Genomic DNA, 15,893 nt, shown 5'->3' with positions numbered 1-15,893 from the left:
ATGGCAAATATCGTTCAAGCAAAGATATTGCTAGGGATTGAGGATAATCTTCAAGATAAGTTGCTCACAACTATAGCAATGTTGACAACTGCTAATTTTTTAGCCTATGCAGGCGTGGATGATGTCCCAGAAGGCCTTGAGTATATCATTACCGAGGTCATAATTAAACGTTTTAATAGGATAGGTGCTGAAGGGATGAGTAATCATTCCTTAGAAGGCACATCTATGACATTTAACTCTGATGATTTCAAAGAATACGATAGTGTGATTAAGCGAGTTTGCTCAAAAACGTTCAATGCGGGGTTTAAGATGCTATGAGATATAACGCTAGAGTGGAGATTATCACTAAGCAACCAGAAGTTTATGATCCAGAAATAGGTGAATATACTTCTAGCGAAGGTGAAGGTTTGATTGTTCCAGTTCATGTAATGGATTTGGGTATCGATAAGCAAGTCGCAGTTTTTGGTGAATATAAACGAGGTTCAAAAGTGGTTTATTTCCAAAATGCACCTAAAATCGCATTCACTTATCTCAATTATCGAAAAGAACGCTATAAATGCAGAGCAGATAAGCAGTCTGGGAGAGTATTCTATTTAGAGAAGGACAACACTATTGGGTAGCTTACGTTTTGAATTAAAAGGCCTTGATAAACTTCAAACCAAACTTCAAAGAGTCGCTAAAATGGAAGAAGTGGAGCGTATCATTGAAAAAAATGGTACTGAAATGCAGAAGAAAGCAGTTACCAATGCTTCCAAGTTTAGAGGTCACTATGAAGGTAGAGGTCAAAATAGGCGATTTGTCAAACCAACAGGAGCGACTAAACGCTCTATCTCTGTTAACAGTAGCAAGATAGATAGGTTTAAGTATAGAGTGGCACCAGGGACTGATTATGCTGCTTACGTTGAGTTAGGAACTCGCAAAATGAGCGCACAACCGTTTATCAAACCAGCTTTTGATGATCAGAAAAAACTTTTTAAAAATGATTTGGAAAGGTTGGTTAAATGAAATCAAGAGAGCAAGCAGTTTTTGACAGCGTATTTAAACGTTGTCTTTTTTTGGGTTATAAAACATACGATTACAAGCCAGACGACAACGTTCCTTATCCGTTCGTTGAATTTGAGGACACGACGACGAATCTCGTTCCAAATAAAACGGATGTGAAAGGTACAGTAGAGTTGGTTTTGTCGGTGTGGAGTACCCGTAAAAAACGCAAACAAGTATCAGATATGTGTTCGAATATCTTTGCTGAAGCGATGAAGATTAGCGAGGCAGATGGCTATCATCTAGCTTTAAATATCTCGCAGTCTACAATATCGCTTTTTGACGACAACACGACAGTCGAACCGCTGAAACGTGGTCGTGTTCGTTTAGTATTTACAATTTTATAAAAGAAAGAGGATAAAAAATGCCAATTGCAAAAAAAGGGATTGACAGTATTCTATTGTTCCGTTTACTAAGTGAAGCAAGCAAAGCTGACGGCGCTAAGTTAGCATTCCAGACTGAACATTCATCTGAAAAGAGCCGTGACGCTAACTCAGTTAAGACAAAAGATGGCGTTCTTCAATCTGTCGGTGGTATTGAGGTTTCAATCACTGCTACAACGATCATGGCAGAAGATGATGAACTTGTTGCTAAACTTGAAAAAGCAATGGATAAGGGTGAACTTATCGAAGTTTGGGAAATCGAGAAGAATGCTAAGAAACAAGGTGACAAATACGAGTCAGTGTACTATCAAGGTTACTTGACATCATTCAAGAAAACCAAGAACGCTGAAGATTTGATTGAGTTAGAACTTGAAATTGCAGTAAACGGAACTGGTGTCAAGGGATATGCTACTCTTAACGCTAGCCAAGCTGAAGTCGTTCAGTATGAGTTTGCTGACACTACTAAAACAACAACTAGCTCACCAAGTTCTGTAACTTCAGTTTCTGGAGTACCTGGGATCGGTGGGTAGAAATTAAGAGAGGTTCGTGCCTCTCTTTTTTATTGTATTTTTTAGAAAAAAGGAGAAACAACAATGCAATTAGTAATCAATGGTAAAACTCACAATGTGAAATTCGGTGTTAAATTCGTTCGTTCACTAGATAAGGCTTATCCAATCGAGCGAAAAGGTTTGAAATTCGGTATGGCTCTATCTGCTAAAATTCCGGAACTGTATGCTAAAAATATCGCTTCATTGGCTGATGTTATTTATCACGGGACAGTCACAGAAAGCCCACGACCTTCTTTGGTTGATGTTGAAACATTCGTTGAAGAGCATGAAGATTTAGAGCAGTTGTTTGATGATGTCCTTCAAGAACTGAGTGAGTCAAATGCGGGTAAGTCTTTGATGTCGGAGATGAACCAAGGCCTCAAGAAATAGTTGAAAAATCATCTCTTGAAACGTTTGAGGAAATCATTATAAATTGTGTCCGATTTTTGAATATCACTGACATGAACGAGATTGGTCGTATGACAATGTATGAGTATGATTTGTTAATGACTGGTGTATTGTTGAGGAAGCAAGATGAAAATGAACTCTTGCATCGTTCTGCTTGGTTGTCTAGACAGGTAGAAGCTACTAAATCGGACGGTAAAACTCCTTTGTATAGAAAATACAGTGATTTTTACAAGAAAAAAGATATTAACAAGCAAAAGTATCAACTCTCAGAGAAAGAGAAACAACTCTTACTGAGAGCAAATATGTAACGAAAGGAGGTATATAATGGCAGAAACTTATTCAGTCGAGGCGGTACTGACTGCGGTCGACAAAGGAATGAGTTCGACTTTGAACGGTCTACAGAAGGCAATTAACGGACTTCAGAAGACATCATCCGCATTTGATACTATCTCAAATAAGAGTGGTTCAATGTTTAAATCCATGCTGGGGGCTAACTTGGTTAGTTCAGCGGTCGCTTCGGCTTTTGGTAGCATCAAGAGCTCTTTAGGTGAAATGGTCGGTGAGTTGAATAGTTCCAAGAAAGCATGGGATACGTTCGACGGGAACCTTAGTAAGCTAGGCTGGGGGAAAGACCAAATTAACGAAGCTAAAGAGGCCATGCAGGACTACGCGACTAAAACCATCTATTCAGCTTCAGAAATGGCTGGCACGTTCTCACAGATGGCTGCAATCGGTCGTCGAGATAGTGGTGAACTAGTTAAGGCTATGGGTGGTCTTGCTGCATCCGCTGAAAATCCGAAACAAGCCATGAAATCCTTGTCTCAACAAATGGTGCAGGCTTTAGCTAAACCGAAGATTTCATGGCAAGATTTCCGCGTCATGATGGAACAAGCTCCAGCAGGTATGAGTGCCGTCGCTAAAGAGATGGGAATGTCTTTAAATGAGTTGATTACTAAAATTCAAGCAGGACAAGTCAAAACAGATGATTTCGCTGAAGCGTTTAAACGTGCAGGGATGTCGATGCAGGACATGGCCACAAGCTACAAGACGATTGATCAAGCGTTAGACGGTTTGAAAGAGACGCTAGCGAATAAACTGAAGCCAGCTTTTGACGCATTATCTAAAGCAGGTATCAAGGCTCTTGAAGCTATCATGAATCAGCTTGATAAGATTGATTTTAATAAATTAGCAACAAACCTTGAAGATGTGTTAAATAAGATTGATTTTGACTCAATCATGAAAAAGATTTCGGGATTTGTAACAAACGCAGTATCTAAAATGAAGGAATTTTGGAAAGGTTTCTCAGGATCTGGTGCTATTTCAAATTTCAAAGTAACATTAAACGAAATCTGGCAAGCTATTAAGAAAGTTGTTTCTGCATTGGCTGGAGGAGATTTTGAATCTTTTGGTCAAAAGCTAGGTAGAGGGTTAAATATAGCATCTGGGGCGTTACAAGCGTTTGCCAAGGTTGTAGAAAGTTTAAGCCCTGCTCAAATTAGAGGAATTGCTGAAGCGTTTATTGCTTTTAAAACAACAAAGGCATTGATCGGACCTACGACAACTGCCTTAAATGGTCTCAGTAAAGCAGTTGTTTTAACAAAAAGTGGGATTGCTGGTTTAAGAACAATAAAAGATGTGGGAATGGCCTTAATCGGCATTTCTAAAGGCTCTAAAGCAGCAAGCTCAGCACTGACATTTATGGCGGAAGGTTCAAAACTCGCTAGGATAGCCTTAGGTGGCTTAAATATCTTGACAAAAATTGGCGGGTGGATTATGCCAGCTATTTCAGCAATTGGAACGTTCATTTCAGGTATTATGGAAGGTTCTGCAATTGCTGGAGCTTTTAGTTCGGCTTGGGGAGCGATAGTAGCAGTCTTATCAGGCCCAGTTGGTTGGATTATTGGTATTGTTATTGCGCTGGTTGCAGTATTCGTTCTGTTATGGAATAAATGTGAAGGATTCAGAAAATTCTTCACAGGTCTATGGGATGGAATTGTTAACGTCGCTTCAAAAGCTTGGCAAGGCATTCGAAACGCATGGAACGGCTTTGTTGACTGGTTCTCTAACTTATGGAATAGAGTCAAAGAAACTGCTTCAAACGCATGGAACGGCTTTTTAGAAAAAGCAAAACCAGTAATAGATGCCATTAAGAATGTCTGGAATAGCATTACTGAGTTCTTTTCTGGACTTTGGGAAGGTATTAAGCAGGTAGCTTCAGATGTCTGGAATAGCTTTTTAGAGGGTGCTCGTCCTATTGTTGAAGCTTTAATGAATGTTTGGAATGCTTTAAAAGATTTCTTTTCAGCTTTGTGGGGTGGAATTGTTTCAGTAGCTACAACGGTTTGGAATGGAATCGTTGAAGTAGTGATGCCAATCATTGAAGCTATCAAAAATGCTTGGAACGGTTTAGTTGAGTTCTTTGTAATTCTTTGGAATAGCGTCACAGATATTTCTAAAAATGCATGGAATGGATTAGTTGATTTTTTGACCCCTATTGTCGAAACAATAAAGGGATTATGGACTGGTTTCTCTGAGTTCATGTCTACTATTTGGACTGGTATCGTAGATGTTGCTACGACTGCATGGAATACACTTCAACCAGTTATTGAAGCAGTTTGGACTGCTATTCAGCAATTCATCACAAGTGCTATTGAAGTGATCCAAAATGTGATTACAACAGGTATGCAGATTGTTCAAGAGGTATGGAATGCAGTTTGGACAGTATTTACTACAATTGTCCAGACAGTTTGGACAGTAATTTCAACAATCATTTCAACAGTTTTGAATGTAATAGCAGGTATTATCAGTGTAGCAACTGCGCTTATCCAAGGAAATTGGAGTGGTGCGTGGGAAGCTGTTAAAGGTATTGCACAAACAGTATGGACAGGTATTCAGACAGTTATCTCAACGGTAATTAATGCGATTAGTAATATCATCAGCACAGTATTGAGCGCTATCCAAAACACAGTTACGACAATTTGGACGGGTATCCAAAACTTTGTGTCAACTGCAATCAATGCGATTAAAGATACTGTAGTGAATGTTGCTAACGCTTTGAAAGAAGGTTTCTTAAACGCATTAGAAGCGCTTAAAAGTGGAGTTTCTAGCGCTATTGAAGCAGTTAAAGGCTTCTTTGACCAATTATGGAATATTGACTTAGGGGCAGCAGGGCAAGCTATCATCGATGGTTTCTTAAACGGTCTAAAATCAGCTTGGGGAGCGGTTCAAGATTTTGTCGGTGGTATCGCTAGCTGGATTGCCGAAAACAAAGGACCTATCTCTTATGACCGTAGATTGCTGATACCAGCTGGTCAAGCTATCATGGGCGGTTTCAACACTGCTTTGATGGGCGGCTTTGAAAATGTCAAAAACAATGTATCTGGAATGGCAGACGGCATCCGTTCGATGTTCGATGATGCAGGTTCTAGAATTTCAGCAATGTCTAATGCATTGCAGGGTGATTTCTCAAATAACGTATCTGGTACATTATCAGCCACTTATGAAGTAAATCAGACGAAAGAACCGGCTATTATTAACCTCGCTCTTGGTTCAAATGATTTCAGAGCCTTTGTTTCTGACATTTCGAATATCCAAAATAAAGAAGAAAGGATAAGATTGAAGGCTCAAAGCCTTTAATGGTGTTTAAATGTATACTTTTAACGACACAATAAGAGGCACGCCAACATTTAACTCTGGCCTAGAAGTTCGATTTGGTGATGTGAGCCTCAATCAAGAGATGAACAACGAGGACGGAACGTTTTTTGTGGCAAACACCACAGGACGTGATGTCCTTGATTTTCATCACGAAACTGCAACTATCAAAGGTCGAGACGGTCAATATCTCTATGGTGCGACTTATAAAGAGCGTGAGATAGAAATACAGGTTAAGTTAACAGGATTTACTGATTTAGGCATGCGGAAACAGTACGAGCGATTAAATCGCCTCTTGTTTTCTCGTAAAGCCAAGAAATTAGTATTCGGTGATGATTCAGGCCGATATTATAAAGCAATCTTTTCAAAAGTTAAGAAACCAGAATTGGAAGATGCGAATGATACGGTTATCAAGTTGCATTTTATTTGCCATGATCCGTTCAAGTATACCGAACCTAAAACTGCTACAACAAACAAAGTAACGTATAACGGAGACTTTCCAACAGAGCCTATTTTGAGACTTACAACGCAAGCTGGCTCTGAGATTCGGATTCTACATCTTGAAACTCAGAGATATATTCGACTAAAGGCTACTTACATTCAAGGTCCAAATCTACTTGTTAATTGTGAGACAAGAGAAATCACGTTAAATGGCAGGAACGAGTTGATGAACTTCGACATGGTTAATAGTCGGTATTTTAAACTTCAAAAAGGCGTTAATACATTTCAAGTTGTAGGCGCTCTGCTAAATAGTATTGAGTATAAAGAGGTATTCGCATGATCTATTTATTTAATCAAACAGAAGAATTGATTGATGTCATTGATGAAGCGAGCCTTGCAGATTTCACTCATACGATTGAATTAAATCAATTTGATAGAGCGAGCTTTGAAATTCCTGTAGATTACAAGCCTAACATTATCAAAGAAGCCCAGTTTTTCGGATTTCAATCACGAGACAGGGCTTTTTGTTTGTTTCGGATTTCTGAAAAATCTTACGACATCGGTTTGACTATCCAGGGGATAGACAGAGCAGAAAGTGACTTGCATTCATTCATCATCGAAGATAAGCGACCGGGCGGAAATGCAAGCGATGTTTTAAGAGAGATTTTGAAGGGCACTGGCTACCAATTAGGTTATGTAGACGGTTTGACAATTAATGGTAATATGTCTTTCTATTACATTTCTGTCAGACAAGCTCTTGTTAAATTGATTGAATCTTACGCTTGCGAGTTCAAAGTTAGATATACCTTTGTCGAAAACAAGATAATCGGACGATACATTGACCTAAATCAGCGTTTTGGACGCAAAACAGGGCATCAATTTGAATATGGTTCTAACATCCTGAACATAACCTATGAAGAATCATCTGACGAGGTTGTGACGGCTCTTATTGGGCGTGGTAAGGGTGAACAAAGCACGGATGAAACTGGGGAAGCTACGGGTGGTTATGGTCGTAGAATCCAGTTTAAAGATGTATCGTGGTCTGTTGCTAAAGGCGACCCTGTCGACAAACCTGCAGGGCAGAATTATGTATCGAATGAGACCGCTAGAAACATCTACGGCTTACATCAAAATGGTGTCATCAAGCATCGCTTTGGTGTCTATACGAATGAGGATATAGAAGACCCGATCGAGTTGCTAAAAGCAACTTACAAGGAATTGCAACGTTTATCTGTTCCTATCGTCACATTCAAAGCTAATCTTTTGGATTTGGCCAATGCGATTGAGCAAGATATCTGGATTGGTGATAGTGTCGGAATCGTAAGAGACCAGATTGGAATAGCTTTTGAAGCTAGAATCCATAAGCTAATCATCGACAAGTTAGATGATAACCGCTCAGTCGTTGAATTGGGCGATTACCAGACATTACAAGCTAAAGACCGCTCAACTCGTCAACAAGCTATCAAAGAAGCAGTAAGTGGCTTTAGTGAGGGGTTGATTGAAGAAGCTATAGCGACCGAGGTAGACCGTCGAAATAAGGAATTCGACGAGAAAATTCGTGTTTATAAGTTAGAGTTTGATAATGAACTGCAACGTGCGAAGGAAAGAGCCGAAGAAGTCAAGCATCAAATCTCAAGCGAAATTGACAAGAAGTTTCAGTCGTTCGACAACGCTTCAATCCAAGAAGCTAGACGAAAAGCTGAAGAGGCCCTACGAAGTGCTGGTGCAAGTAATTCACTCGCTCAGGAAGCGAAACGAATTAGCGAGCGAGCAAGAGCAGATCTTACTAACCTACAAGCATCATCTCAAAATGCTCTTAGCCAGATTGAGTCGTTCAAGACTCAATACGGCACGAAGCTGAACGAGGTTAAAAGTACTGCAGACGGTCTATTTACTAAAATGGGTGCAGTTGAGACCTACATCAGCAAGGATGGTCAGCGACAAGAGAGATTGCAGCGTTATGCTCGAGATGAGAGCGCTCGTCAAGTCAGTGCAGTCCGTGAACAGATATCCAGAGATTATGTTGGGAAATCGACTTATCAGGAGGATGTGAGAGGGCTTGAGCGTCGTTTTAGTTCGATTAGCACGCAGACGAACAATGACATCGCTTCAAAGATTGCTCAGTACAAGCAGACGGTAGACGGCCAATTTGCAAGCATCACATCGCAAATCGCTGGCAAGGCCAATCAGACGGATTTCCAACATGTCAGAGAGACTAGCCAACTATATGAGCGGATTATCGGTATCAACGAGAATGACATAGCTGACAAGGTCGCTCGCATGGCTCTGTCTAATCAACTGTTTCAGGTTGAAGTTGCTAAGAATATTGGTGATAACCGAAACTATGTAAAGAATGCTGATTTTAGAGAAAAGTCTAAGAATTGGAAAGAAACCAATGTTTCAGGCTTGAATTTCAATTATAACCATTCGACTACTCAAAGAGGGAAATCGGGTGTTCATATCTATGGTTCGGCTGGGACAACGGAATTTTACGGAATATATCAAACATTCAAATTCGAAGGTTCGAAAAATGATAACGTAATCCTATCGTTTTTAGCTTCAAAAGATGGAGCTGATGATTTTAGTGGTATTAGGATTGGTATTCATTGTAGAAAAAATAATGCGATTATTTCTCAGATGTGGAGAACTATCCAAAATTCAGAAATTGCAAGATTTTCGTATAAAAAAATAAGCCTAACATTTAACTTGCCAGTGGATGTTGACGAAATCAACCTCATGTTTTATGGAGAACAGGGCAAGGTTGTCAACCTTTACATTTCAGAAATCAAGTTTGAAAAAGGAAGCAATGCCACATCATTCACGCTAGCTCCTGAAGATACAGAAGAAGCCGTTCGCTCGGTTCAAAGTCAGTTAGCCGGCTCGTGGTCTGTTCAGAATATCAACAACGCAGGCGATTTGATTTCAGGTATCAATCTTGGAGCAAATGGGCACAATCGTATTACTGGTAAGTTGACCCACATAACTGGCGAGACTTTGATTGATAAGGCAGTTATCAAGTCGGCCATGGTTGATAAGTTGACTACAGGTAATTTTGAAGCTGGTTCAGTGACTACAGTTGTTTTGGATGCTGAAGCAGTGACCGCTGACAAAGTGAGAATGGACCAAGCTTTTGCGAACAAGCTTGTAGCAAGTAACATCTTCACAGATACGCTTGCAGCTAAACAGGCCTTTATCAACAAGCTTCGGTCTGTTGTGGTTACTGCTACCTTGCTTGAGGGGTATAAGGGGAAAATCGGTGGATTCCAGATTGGTCCTCATGATAAAGACCCGAACTCTTACTGGCTAACTGGCCAGAACCAATTCGCAGTCGGAATGGGTTCAGGTAATGGGCGATGGGGCCAGACTGCCCTTTGGGTTAACTGGGGAAACAACTGGGAGAAGCCAAGCAATTACGCTTGGTATGTCAAAAATAACGGTGAAATGTATTGTTATAATCAAGCTAATTTTTGGAATCGACCTATAGTTCACGGAAACCTTGAAGTAACCGGAAATATTGTATATACGTACGATAAGAATAAAGAGGGTTACTGGATTTCATCACCAAAATACTCAAGAATTGATCCATCTAGCGGTTATTTATATCTTTATTACAGCGGTTCAGGTTACGACTGGATCCCAATGAATAAAGAGATTTCAGACCGTCGATATAAGAACAATATCGAAGACAGTACAGTCTCAGGCCTTGATATTGTCAACAGCTTGAAAACTTACAGCTACCGCAAGGAGTACGATGGAAAAATAGAAGATATAGCTTGCGGTATCATGGCTCAAGATGTTCAGAAGTATATCCCAGAAGCTTTCTACGAAAATCCAGACGGCGCATACTCATATCGCACATTTGAACTCGTGCCTTATCTTATCAAGTCAATTCAGGAACTCAATCAAAAAATGGAGGAAATAGCATGAATGAAGCAATCAATCAGCTAGTGTTACAATCGCTAGCGACTAAACTAGCTAAAAGTGAGTTGGAATCGGTTCAAAATGAGGCGTTTTATCAACTTGCAACAAGCGAATTAAAAGCAATGAACGAGGTACTGGAATACGACCCAGCGCTCAAAGAACTATTTGAAGAAACTAAAGCTAAGATGCAAAAAGGAGAATAGAACATGACACAAACTTACGAATTAGCAAATGCCCCTTACTATCGTCAACCTGAGAACGTAACGATTGTTACAATCAAGAAAGAACATGGCCAACGCTATAGCTACGAGCAAGCAGGATTGAATGGCGACCGCACTCACGAAAGTCAAGAGGTGCTTATCCAAGCAGTTTTGGATGTTATTAAGGCTGAACTTGACCCGGCGAGCGCTATTGTTCAAACGCAAGCGAAACTGGAAGAGGCGACACATCAACTTGCTGAAACTAAAGCGAAACAAACCGCTACAGATGAAGCAGTTAAGCATAACCAAGAAGAAACCGACCGGTATGGGAAGATTATCCATGCGGTCGTTTTAAATGCCGTAGCAGGCAAGACAATCGCCTATGGAACCAACTACAAGGAATTGGTAGAGTTGATTCCACTTGCTGAAGTTGGTAAGCATTACATGGCACATGACTTGATTACTATCGAAGACCCTAATCATGCGGAAGTAAACGGCGAAGGCAAACGTGTCTTGGTTCAGCTTAACCGTGAATTTACGTATAATGGCGAACCAGTCAGCGATTTCGCTCGTAACGGTCGTCTTGAACTTGACGGAACAGGCGCAGCATGGAAGTTTGAACCAAAAGAGTAGAGGTGTTAAATGGACATCTTACAGCAAACAGAACATTTCTTCATGAACGTACTACCAGTAGCTTCACCGATTATTATCGCTTGGCTTAGCTACAAACTGCCGAAGAAATCAAAGGAACAAACAGACCAAATCATTTCAGAGTTGAGTGAAGTCAAGAAACAAATCAAAGATGTCCAAGAAACCGCATGCGACAGCAACACCAAAATTGACGAAGTACAAGAGAAACTGAAGTTACACGACGAGGCGCACCTGGTAACTATGAGGATGCGCCTTGACCGTGATATTCGCAGGGCCATCCGTCGTGGGTTTACCACAAAGGATGAGTTCTATGTGGTCGAAAATATGCACAAAAGCTATAAAGCTCTTGGAGGCAATGGCTACATTGACCACTTGTACAACAATTTTGAAGCATTGCAGATTAGGGACGACATCTTAATTGAAGATGAGAAAGGGGCGCAGAATGGTCTATAACACGACAAATCTGGCTCAATTTGACGGCGGCTATCTGATTAAGCAAGGGGACATCTCTTCCACATTTGGTTATGAACTATTAGACGAGGACTTCCAAGCGATACCCTCATTAAATGGACAAGAAGCCCTTGTCACATTGACTTTGGGAAATTCACAATGGTCAAAGAGGGTCACAGTAGAGAATCAAAGCGTGGTGTTTAGTATCACTGATATCTTACCAATCGGTAAGTATCGGCTGGAAATTAACGTAGGTGGATATGTATTTCCGAGCGATAAGACGACACACATCAAGATAGTCGCGTCAGATAAAGAACTGGTAACAAACGAAATCCACGCTCTCAAAGAGTTTGATATCGCAGAAGAGGTTAAGAAGCAACTTGCAGGTAGGTCTGTAGGTAGCGATGGCATAGTGAGTCAGGAATTGCCAGACTTACTTTTTTACTACAATTTAGGAAAGGTGTAAAACAATGGACACAACAAAATTAACGGCATTCGCTCAAGCAGTTGGGGTTGACATCAAGGAATTGAAACAACTGATTAATGGTAAGGTTGACAGTACTACGTTAACGCAAGCTATTGAGCAGGCAAAAACCGCAGTTAAGAATGACCTTCTAGGTGATGGGGTCCCTGAAAATCTCAATACGCTTAAAGAAATCGCTGAGGAAATCGCTAAAATGAGTGGTAGCACTGAAGGTGCAGTCGTTCAAAAATTGGCTGACCTCGGTCGTCGTATTGATGAATTTGCCAATCTTGACCTGGTAGCAACATATAATGCAGCGAAAGCGTGATTGTTATGAGCAATTTAGAGGAATTTGCTAAAGCGGTCGCTAAAGACATCAAGCGGATTGAAACGAATTACGCAACCAAGGAAGAAATGCACGAAGCGACTGAGATAGACTATTCTCAGATTGTGACTCATGAAGAATTGGAGGGCAAGCATTATTTAACACAACACCAATCGCTTGCTGATTATGCAAAAAAGAGTGAGATTGTAAAGCCTCAGCTGACATTAACAGGTAATGATTTAAGTATCACAGGAGGCAACAGGGTCACGCTACCGCTACCAGAGAACGTAGGCCATGAAATCCGTGGCACAGGCTCACCAGAAGGCCGTATCACTGCCGAAATCGGGACCACCTATGTGGATGTTAATGTGACGAACGGCGCTCTTAAATGGATTAAAGAGAGCGGAAATGGTAACACAGGCTGGAAGGTCCTAACCGGTGACACTGGTTGGAGAACACTTAGGACGTTATCAAAATTAACTGTAGGTGGTCGAACATCGTTTATTAAAATTAGGCGTGTGAACAACTTGGTTTCTTATCAATTCGGAGGTCTAGATTGGGGTTGGTTCGGAATTATTCGCAGAGAGGGGCCGGGATTCGTTCGTCACTCTAGCACTGGAGACCGAGGCGTAAAAGTGCTAAATCCTGGAGACATTCCAGAAGGTTTTAGAAGTGAAAGCTCTTTAATCGGGAGTATCTATAGCGATTCAGGAAAACCGTATGGAATCTGGTATTTGGGCGGAAAGAGTGACGCAAACTATATCCAGTTCAGTTTCAACGATGTCATCCCAACCGACCGAGACATCGGAGATATCCGTGTAAGTGCCGTTTCGTATATAACTGACGAACCGTGGCCAACAACATTGCCATAAAAAGAAAGGAAAATAACAAATGATTAACTGGAAATTACGACTACAAAATAAAGTGACACTCATTGCATTGTTTGGTGCTGTCTTTTTGATGGCTCAACAATTCGGTTTGGATATTCCGAAAAATATCCAAGACGGCGTGAATACGTTCGTGTATATCCTTGTATTGCTGGGTGTGGTCAACGATCCGACTACGAGCGGTATCACTGACAGCAAGCAAGCGCTTGAATATGAAAATCCGAAGGAGGATTAAGAATGGATATTGATACAAGTAGACTAAGAACTGACCTTCCACAAGTTGGGGAACAACCATACAGACAAATTCATGCACATTCAACAGGAAATCCGAATTCAACCGCTCAAAATGAAGCAGACTACCATATGCGTCGTCCTGTTGATTCAGGTTTTTTCTCGCACGTTGTCGGCAACGGCCGTGTGATGCAGACATGGTACACAGATATGGGAGCATATGACGTAGGAGGTGGCTGGAACGTTGAAGGCTATGGACAAGTAGAATTGATTGAAAGTCATAGCTCACAAGAAGAATTCATGCGTGATTACAAGCTCTATGTTGAGCTTTTGCGCAACCTTGCTGATGAAGCAGGAATTCCGAAAACGTTGGATTCTGATAGTTTGGCTGGAATTAAGACGCACCAATACTGTACGTATAACCAGCCGCGAAATTATTCTGACCATGTAGATCCCTACCCTTACTTGGCAAAATGGGGCATTAGCCGTGAGCAATTCAAGAAAGATATTGAAGGTGGTCTATCTGAAGCTGGCTGGAAACGTAATGAAACTGGCTGGTGGGGGGAGGAGTCAGATGGCTCTTATCCGACAAAACGCTGGAAGAAAATCAATAATGAGTGGTTCTACTTTGATGAACGTGGCTATTGCTTAATCAATCGCTGGTTCAACGATGGTAAAGACTGGTTCTATCTTGATAAGCGTGGGGCAATGGTCACAGGATGGATGTTCCTTAACCATCGCTGGTATTTCTTCAAGTCAGATGGACGTATGGCCACTGGATGGGTAAAATATCGAGAAACTTGGTATTTTATGGAAGAAAAAGACGGTTATATGCTATCTAAACAGTTCATTAAGTCAGGCGATGGCTGGTACTATTTGAAGGCGAACGGTGAACTTCACACAGACCCCGCATTCAAAACCGAACCAGACGGGCTTATCACTATAGTTGATAAACCAAAAGAAGAAAAATAAAAACAGAAAGGACTTTCAAATTAGATTACACCAACCGCAGGCAATAGCTTGCGGTTTTTTGTTTGCCCAAAAATACGCTTGATAATCGCTTGAAATTCCTGAAAAACCTTTATAAATATAGGGTTAGGAGTGTTCTTTTTCGCTTGAATATCTTTATTTTGCTCTGAAAGTAGAAAAACAGTGATTTTTCACTGCTTTTTTTATTTTCTTTTACGAATAGATAAGTAGGAGGAAGATAACATGAACATTTTGAACATTAAACTTGCAAGCGTAGAGCAGACAGACTTAGGTTTTGAACACTGGATAGATGTGACTTACCAGGCGCCGATTTTGAAAAATGAGTACACGGTCAAGTTGTTGCTGCTCTTTGATTTTGAAATCGAAGATGACAAAGTGATTGAATATCTGGTCACTACCTGGAAGTATCGTGATCTCGTGTTGCATTCAGTGCGGATGTATGAGATGGAGAGAGAAGGGGCAAAAAAGGGGCAAAAAAGTCGTAAACCTCTGTAAAACGATGTAAAGCCAATTATTTTAAAACTGAAAATATAGCTATTTTTTAAGGCATTGGAATTTGATGTAAATATATGTAATGGTGTTTTTAAAAGTAGATGGATTCTAATAGAAAAACGAACAGTTTTACTAGCTGTTCGTTTTTTTGATATTTGAACTTAGACTCAGGTTTCAGAATCATTTTGTTGCTTGCTTTTTTCTAGACCTAAACCGACTGTATGTTTTTGGACGAGCAAGAGCTGTCCATTGTCATCTTTGGCAAAAGTTAAGGTAACAGTCTTAGTCTTGTCTCCAATAGAGATATAGGTGATTTTTTTCGTATTGTAACCCCCAAGAGTGAAGTCAAACTCGGAATCTGGCTTTCCGTGTTTGTTGATAATATCCTCGTAGGTGGTACCACCTTTTCCTTTGTTGTCAAGGTCACCTTCAATTAAGACGTCGAACTGTTCTTGGGTCCAGGCGAAGGTATCGTCTGTCAAGCCGCTTTTTTCTTCGCGTTCCATTGAGGTACTCGTATCCATGTAGGAACGGTTAAACTCCTTGGCATACTCTTTGTAGACATCAGCGTATAGTGCTTGGGTCGTAAAGAAAAGTACAACAGAGGCAACTGCCAGGGATGTTCCGATAATAGCCATTGTTTTCCGTTTTTTGAGGTTGACGATAAGGCCGATAATCCCCAAGATAAATGCGACGATGGCGATGAACAACGATAGATAGTTAATAAACGGGATCCAGGATCCTAAAAGTGCGATGGCTCCAAAAATGGTTGCTAAGATTCCTAAAACTCTTTGTTCTTCTGGATTCATTT

General features: G+C 40.7%; 20 protein-coding genes. 19 read left to right on the top strand and 1 reads right to left on the bottom strand.

All coding sequences use genetic code 11. From position 1 onward, the window contains the following. The 19 genes from HMPREF2628_RS00425 to HMPREF2628_RS00335 all read left to right on the top strand — a co-directional run bounded on the left by HMPREF2628_RS00425 (nucleotide 1) and on the right by HMPREF2628_RS00335 (nucleotide 15,085). Nucleotides 1-318, top strand: a complete 318-nt coding sequence (locus HMPREF2628_RS00425; RefSeq protein WP_070842022.1) for a phage head-tail connector protein — start codon at nucleotides 1-3, stop codon at nucleotides 316-318. Beyond that, nucleotides 315-620, top strand: coding sequence for a hypothetical protein (locus tag HMPREF2628_RS00420; protein ID WP_070842021.1), 306 nt, complete (start codon nucleotides 315-317; stop codon nucleotides 618-620). Before HMPREF2628_RS00425 ends, HMPREF2628_RS00420 begins: the two co-directional genes overlap by 4 nt. Further along, nucleotides 613-1,005 (top strand): HK97-gp10 family putative phage morphogenesis protein, encoded by a 393-nt coding sequence (locus HMPREF2628_RS00415; RefSeq protein ID WP_070842020.1) that lies wholly within the window; start codon nucleotides 613-615, stop codon nucleotides 1,003-1,005. Before HMPREF2628_RS00420 ends, HMPREF2628_RS00415 begins: the two co-directional genes overlap by 8 nt. Then, on the top strand, nucleotides 1,002-1,388 hold the full coding sequence (locus HMPREF2628_RS00410; RefSeq protein ID WP_070842019.1) for a phage capsid protein: 387 nt from the start codon (nucleotides 1,002-1,004) through the stop codon (nucleotides 1,386-1,388). The genes HMPREF2628_RS00415 and HMPREF2628_RS00410 overlap by 4 nt, the downstream gene beginning before the upstream one ends. A 17-nt stretch (nucleotides 1,389-1,405) precedes the next feature. After that, nucleotides 1,406-1,954 (top strand): phage major tail protein, TP901-1 family, encoded by a 549-nt coding sequence (locus HMPREF2628_RS00405; protein ID WP_070842018.1) that lies wholly within the window; start codon nucleotides 1,406-1,408, stop codon nucleotides 1,952-1,954. Nucleotides 1,955-2,017: 63 nt separating this feature from the next. After that, entirely contained in the window at nucleotides 2,018-2,362 is a 345-nt protein-coding gene (locus HMPREF2628_RS00400; RefSeq protein WP_070842017.1) for a tail assembly chaperone, read from the top strand. A gap of 89 nt (nucleotides 2,363-2,451) precedes the next feature. Next, a complete protein-coding gene (locus HMPREF2628_RS00395) occupies nucleotides 2,452-2,688 on the top strand; it encodes a hypothetical protein (RefSeq protein ID WP_218970024.1) in 237 nt (78 codons plus the stop codon). Between the two features lie 16 nt (nucleotides 2,689-2,704). Beyond that, nucleotides 2,705-6,016, top strand: coding sequence for a tape measure protein (locus HMPREF2628_RS00390; protein ID WP_070842016.1), 3,312 nt, complete (start codon nucleotides 2,705-2,707; stop codon nucleotides 6,014-6,016). A gap of 10 nt (nucleotides 6,017-6,026) precedes the next feature. Next, the gene (locus tag HMPREF2628_RS00385; protein WP_070842015.1) at nucleotides 6,027-6,812 is read left to right on the top strand and encodes a distal tail protein Dit; all 786 of its coding nucleotides are present in this window, start codon (nucleotides 6,027-6,029) and stop codon (nucleotides 6,810-6,812) included. Continuing rightward, nucleotides 6,809-10,399, top strand: coding sequence for a phage tail spike protein (locus tag HMPREF2628_RS00380; RefSeq protein ID WP_070842014.1), 3,591 nt, complete (start codon nucleotides 6,809-6,811; stop codon nucleotides 10,397-10,399). Before HMPREF2628_RS00385 ends, HMPREF2628_RS00380 begins: the two co-directional genes overlap by 4 nt. Next, nucleotides 10,396-10,596, top strand: coding sequence for a hypothetical protein (locus HMPREF2628_RS00375; protein ID WP_070842013.1), 201 nt, complete (start codon nucleotides 10,396-10,398; stop codon nucleotides 10,594-10,596). Before HMPREF2628_RS00380 ends, HMPREF2628_RS00375 begins: the two co-directional genes overlap by 4 nt. Before the next feature lie 3 nt (nucleotides 10,597-10,599). After that, complete coding sequence (locus HMPREF2628_RS00370; protein ID WP_070842012.1) at nucleotides 10,600-11,226, top strand: hypothetical protein; 627 nt, start codon at nucleotides 10,600-10,602, stop codon at nucleotides 11,224-11,226. Nucleotides 11,227-11,268: 42 nt separating this feature from the next. Further along, the gene (locus HMPREF2628_RS00365) at nucleotides 11,269-11,697 is read left to right on the top strand and encodes a hypothetical protein (RefSeq protein ID WP_142350473.1); all 429 of its coding nucleotides are present in this window, start codon (nucleotides 11,269-11,271) and stop codon (nucleotides 11,695-11,697) included. Beyond that, a complete protein-coding gene (locus HMPREF2628_RS00360; protein WP_070842010.1) occupies nucleotides 11,687-12,160 on the top strand; it encodes a hypothetical protein in 474 nt (157 codons plus the stop codon). The genes HMPREF2628_RS00365 and HMPREF2628_RS00360 overlap by 11 nt, the downstream gene beginning before the upstream one ends. 4 nt (nucleotides 12,161-12,164) lie before the next feature. Beyond that, on the top strand, nucleotides 12,165-12,485 hold the full coding sequence (locus HMPREF2628_RS00355) for a hypothetical protein (protein WP_070842009.1): 321 nt from the start codon (nucleotides 12,165-12,167) through the stop codon (nucleotides 12,483-12,485). Between the two features lie 5 nt (nucleotides 12,486-12,490). Beyond that, the gene (locus HMPREF2628_RS00350; protein WP_218970023.1) at nucleotides 12,491-13,354 is read left to right on the top strand and encodes a hypothetical protein; all 864 of its coding nucleotides are present in this window, start codon (nucleotides 12,491-12,493) and stop codon (nucleotides 13,352-13,354) included. Between the two features lie 19 nt (nucleotides 13,355-13,373). After that, nucleotides 13,374-13,604: a phage holin gene (locus tag HMPREF2628_RS00345; RefSeq protein WP_070842008.1), complete on the top strand. Its 231-nt coding sequence runs from the start codon at nucleotides 13,374-13,376 to the stop codon at nucleotides 13,602-13,604. Between the two features lie 2 nt (nucleotides 13,605-13,606). Continuing rightward, nucleotides 13,607-14,572 (top strand): N-acetylmuramoyl-L-alanine amidase family protein, encoded by a 966-nt coding sequence (locus HMPREF2628_RS00340; protein WP_070842007.1) that lies wholly within the window; start codon nucleotides 13,607-13,609, stop codon nucleotides 14,570-14,572. 240 nt (nucleotides 14,573-14,812) lie between these two features. After that, nucleotides 14,813-15,085 (top strand): DUF7720 family protein, encoded by a 273-nt coding sequence (locus HMPREF2628_RS00335; RefSeq protein WP_070842006.1) that lies wholly within the window; start codon nucleotides 14,813-14,815, stop codon nucleotides 15,083-15,085. Nucleotides 15,086-15,249: 164 nt separating this feature from the next. On the opposite strand, the gene HMPREF2628_RS00330 is transcribed toward HMPREF2628_RS00335, so the two are convergent. Then, entirely contained in the window at nucleotides 15,250-15,891 is a 642-nt protein-coding gene (locus tag HMPREF2628_RS00330) for a DUF308 domain-containing protein (RefSeq protein WP_083320487.1), read from the bottom strand. Nucleotides 15,892-15,893: the final 2 nt, after the last annotated feature.

This window comes from Streptococcus sp. HMSC063B03 (genome assembly GCF_001836965.1).
Lineage (GTDB): Bacteria > Bacillota > Bacilli > Lactobacillales > Streptococcaceae > Streptococcus > Streptococcus pneumoniae_F.
This window is presented reverse-complemented; position numbering and strand designations above follow the sequence as displayed.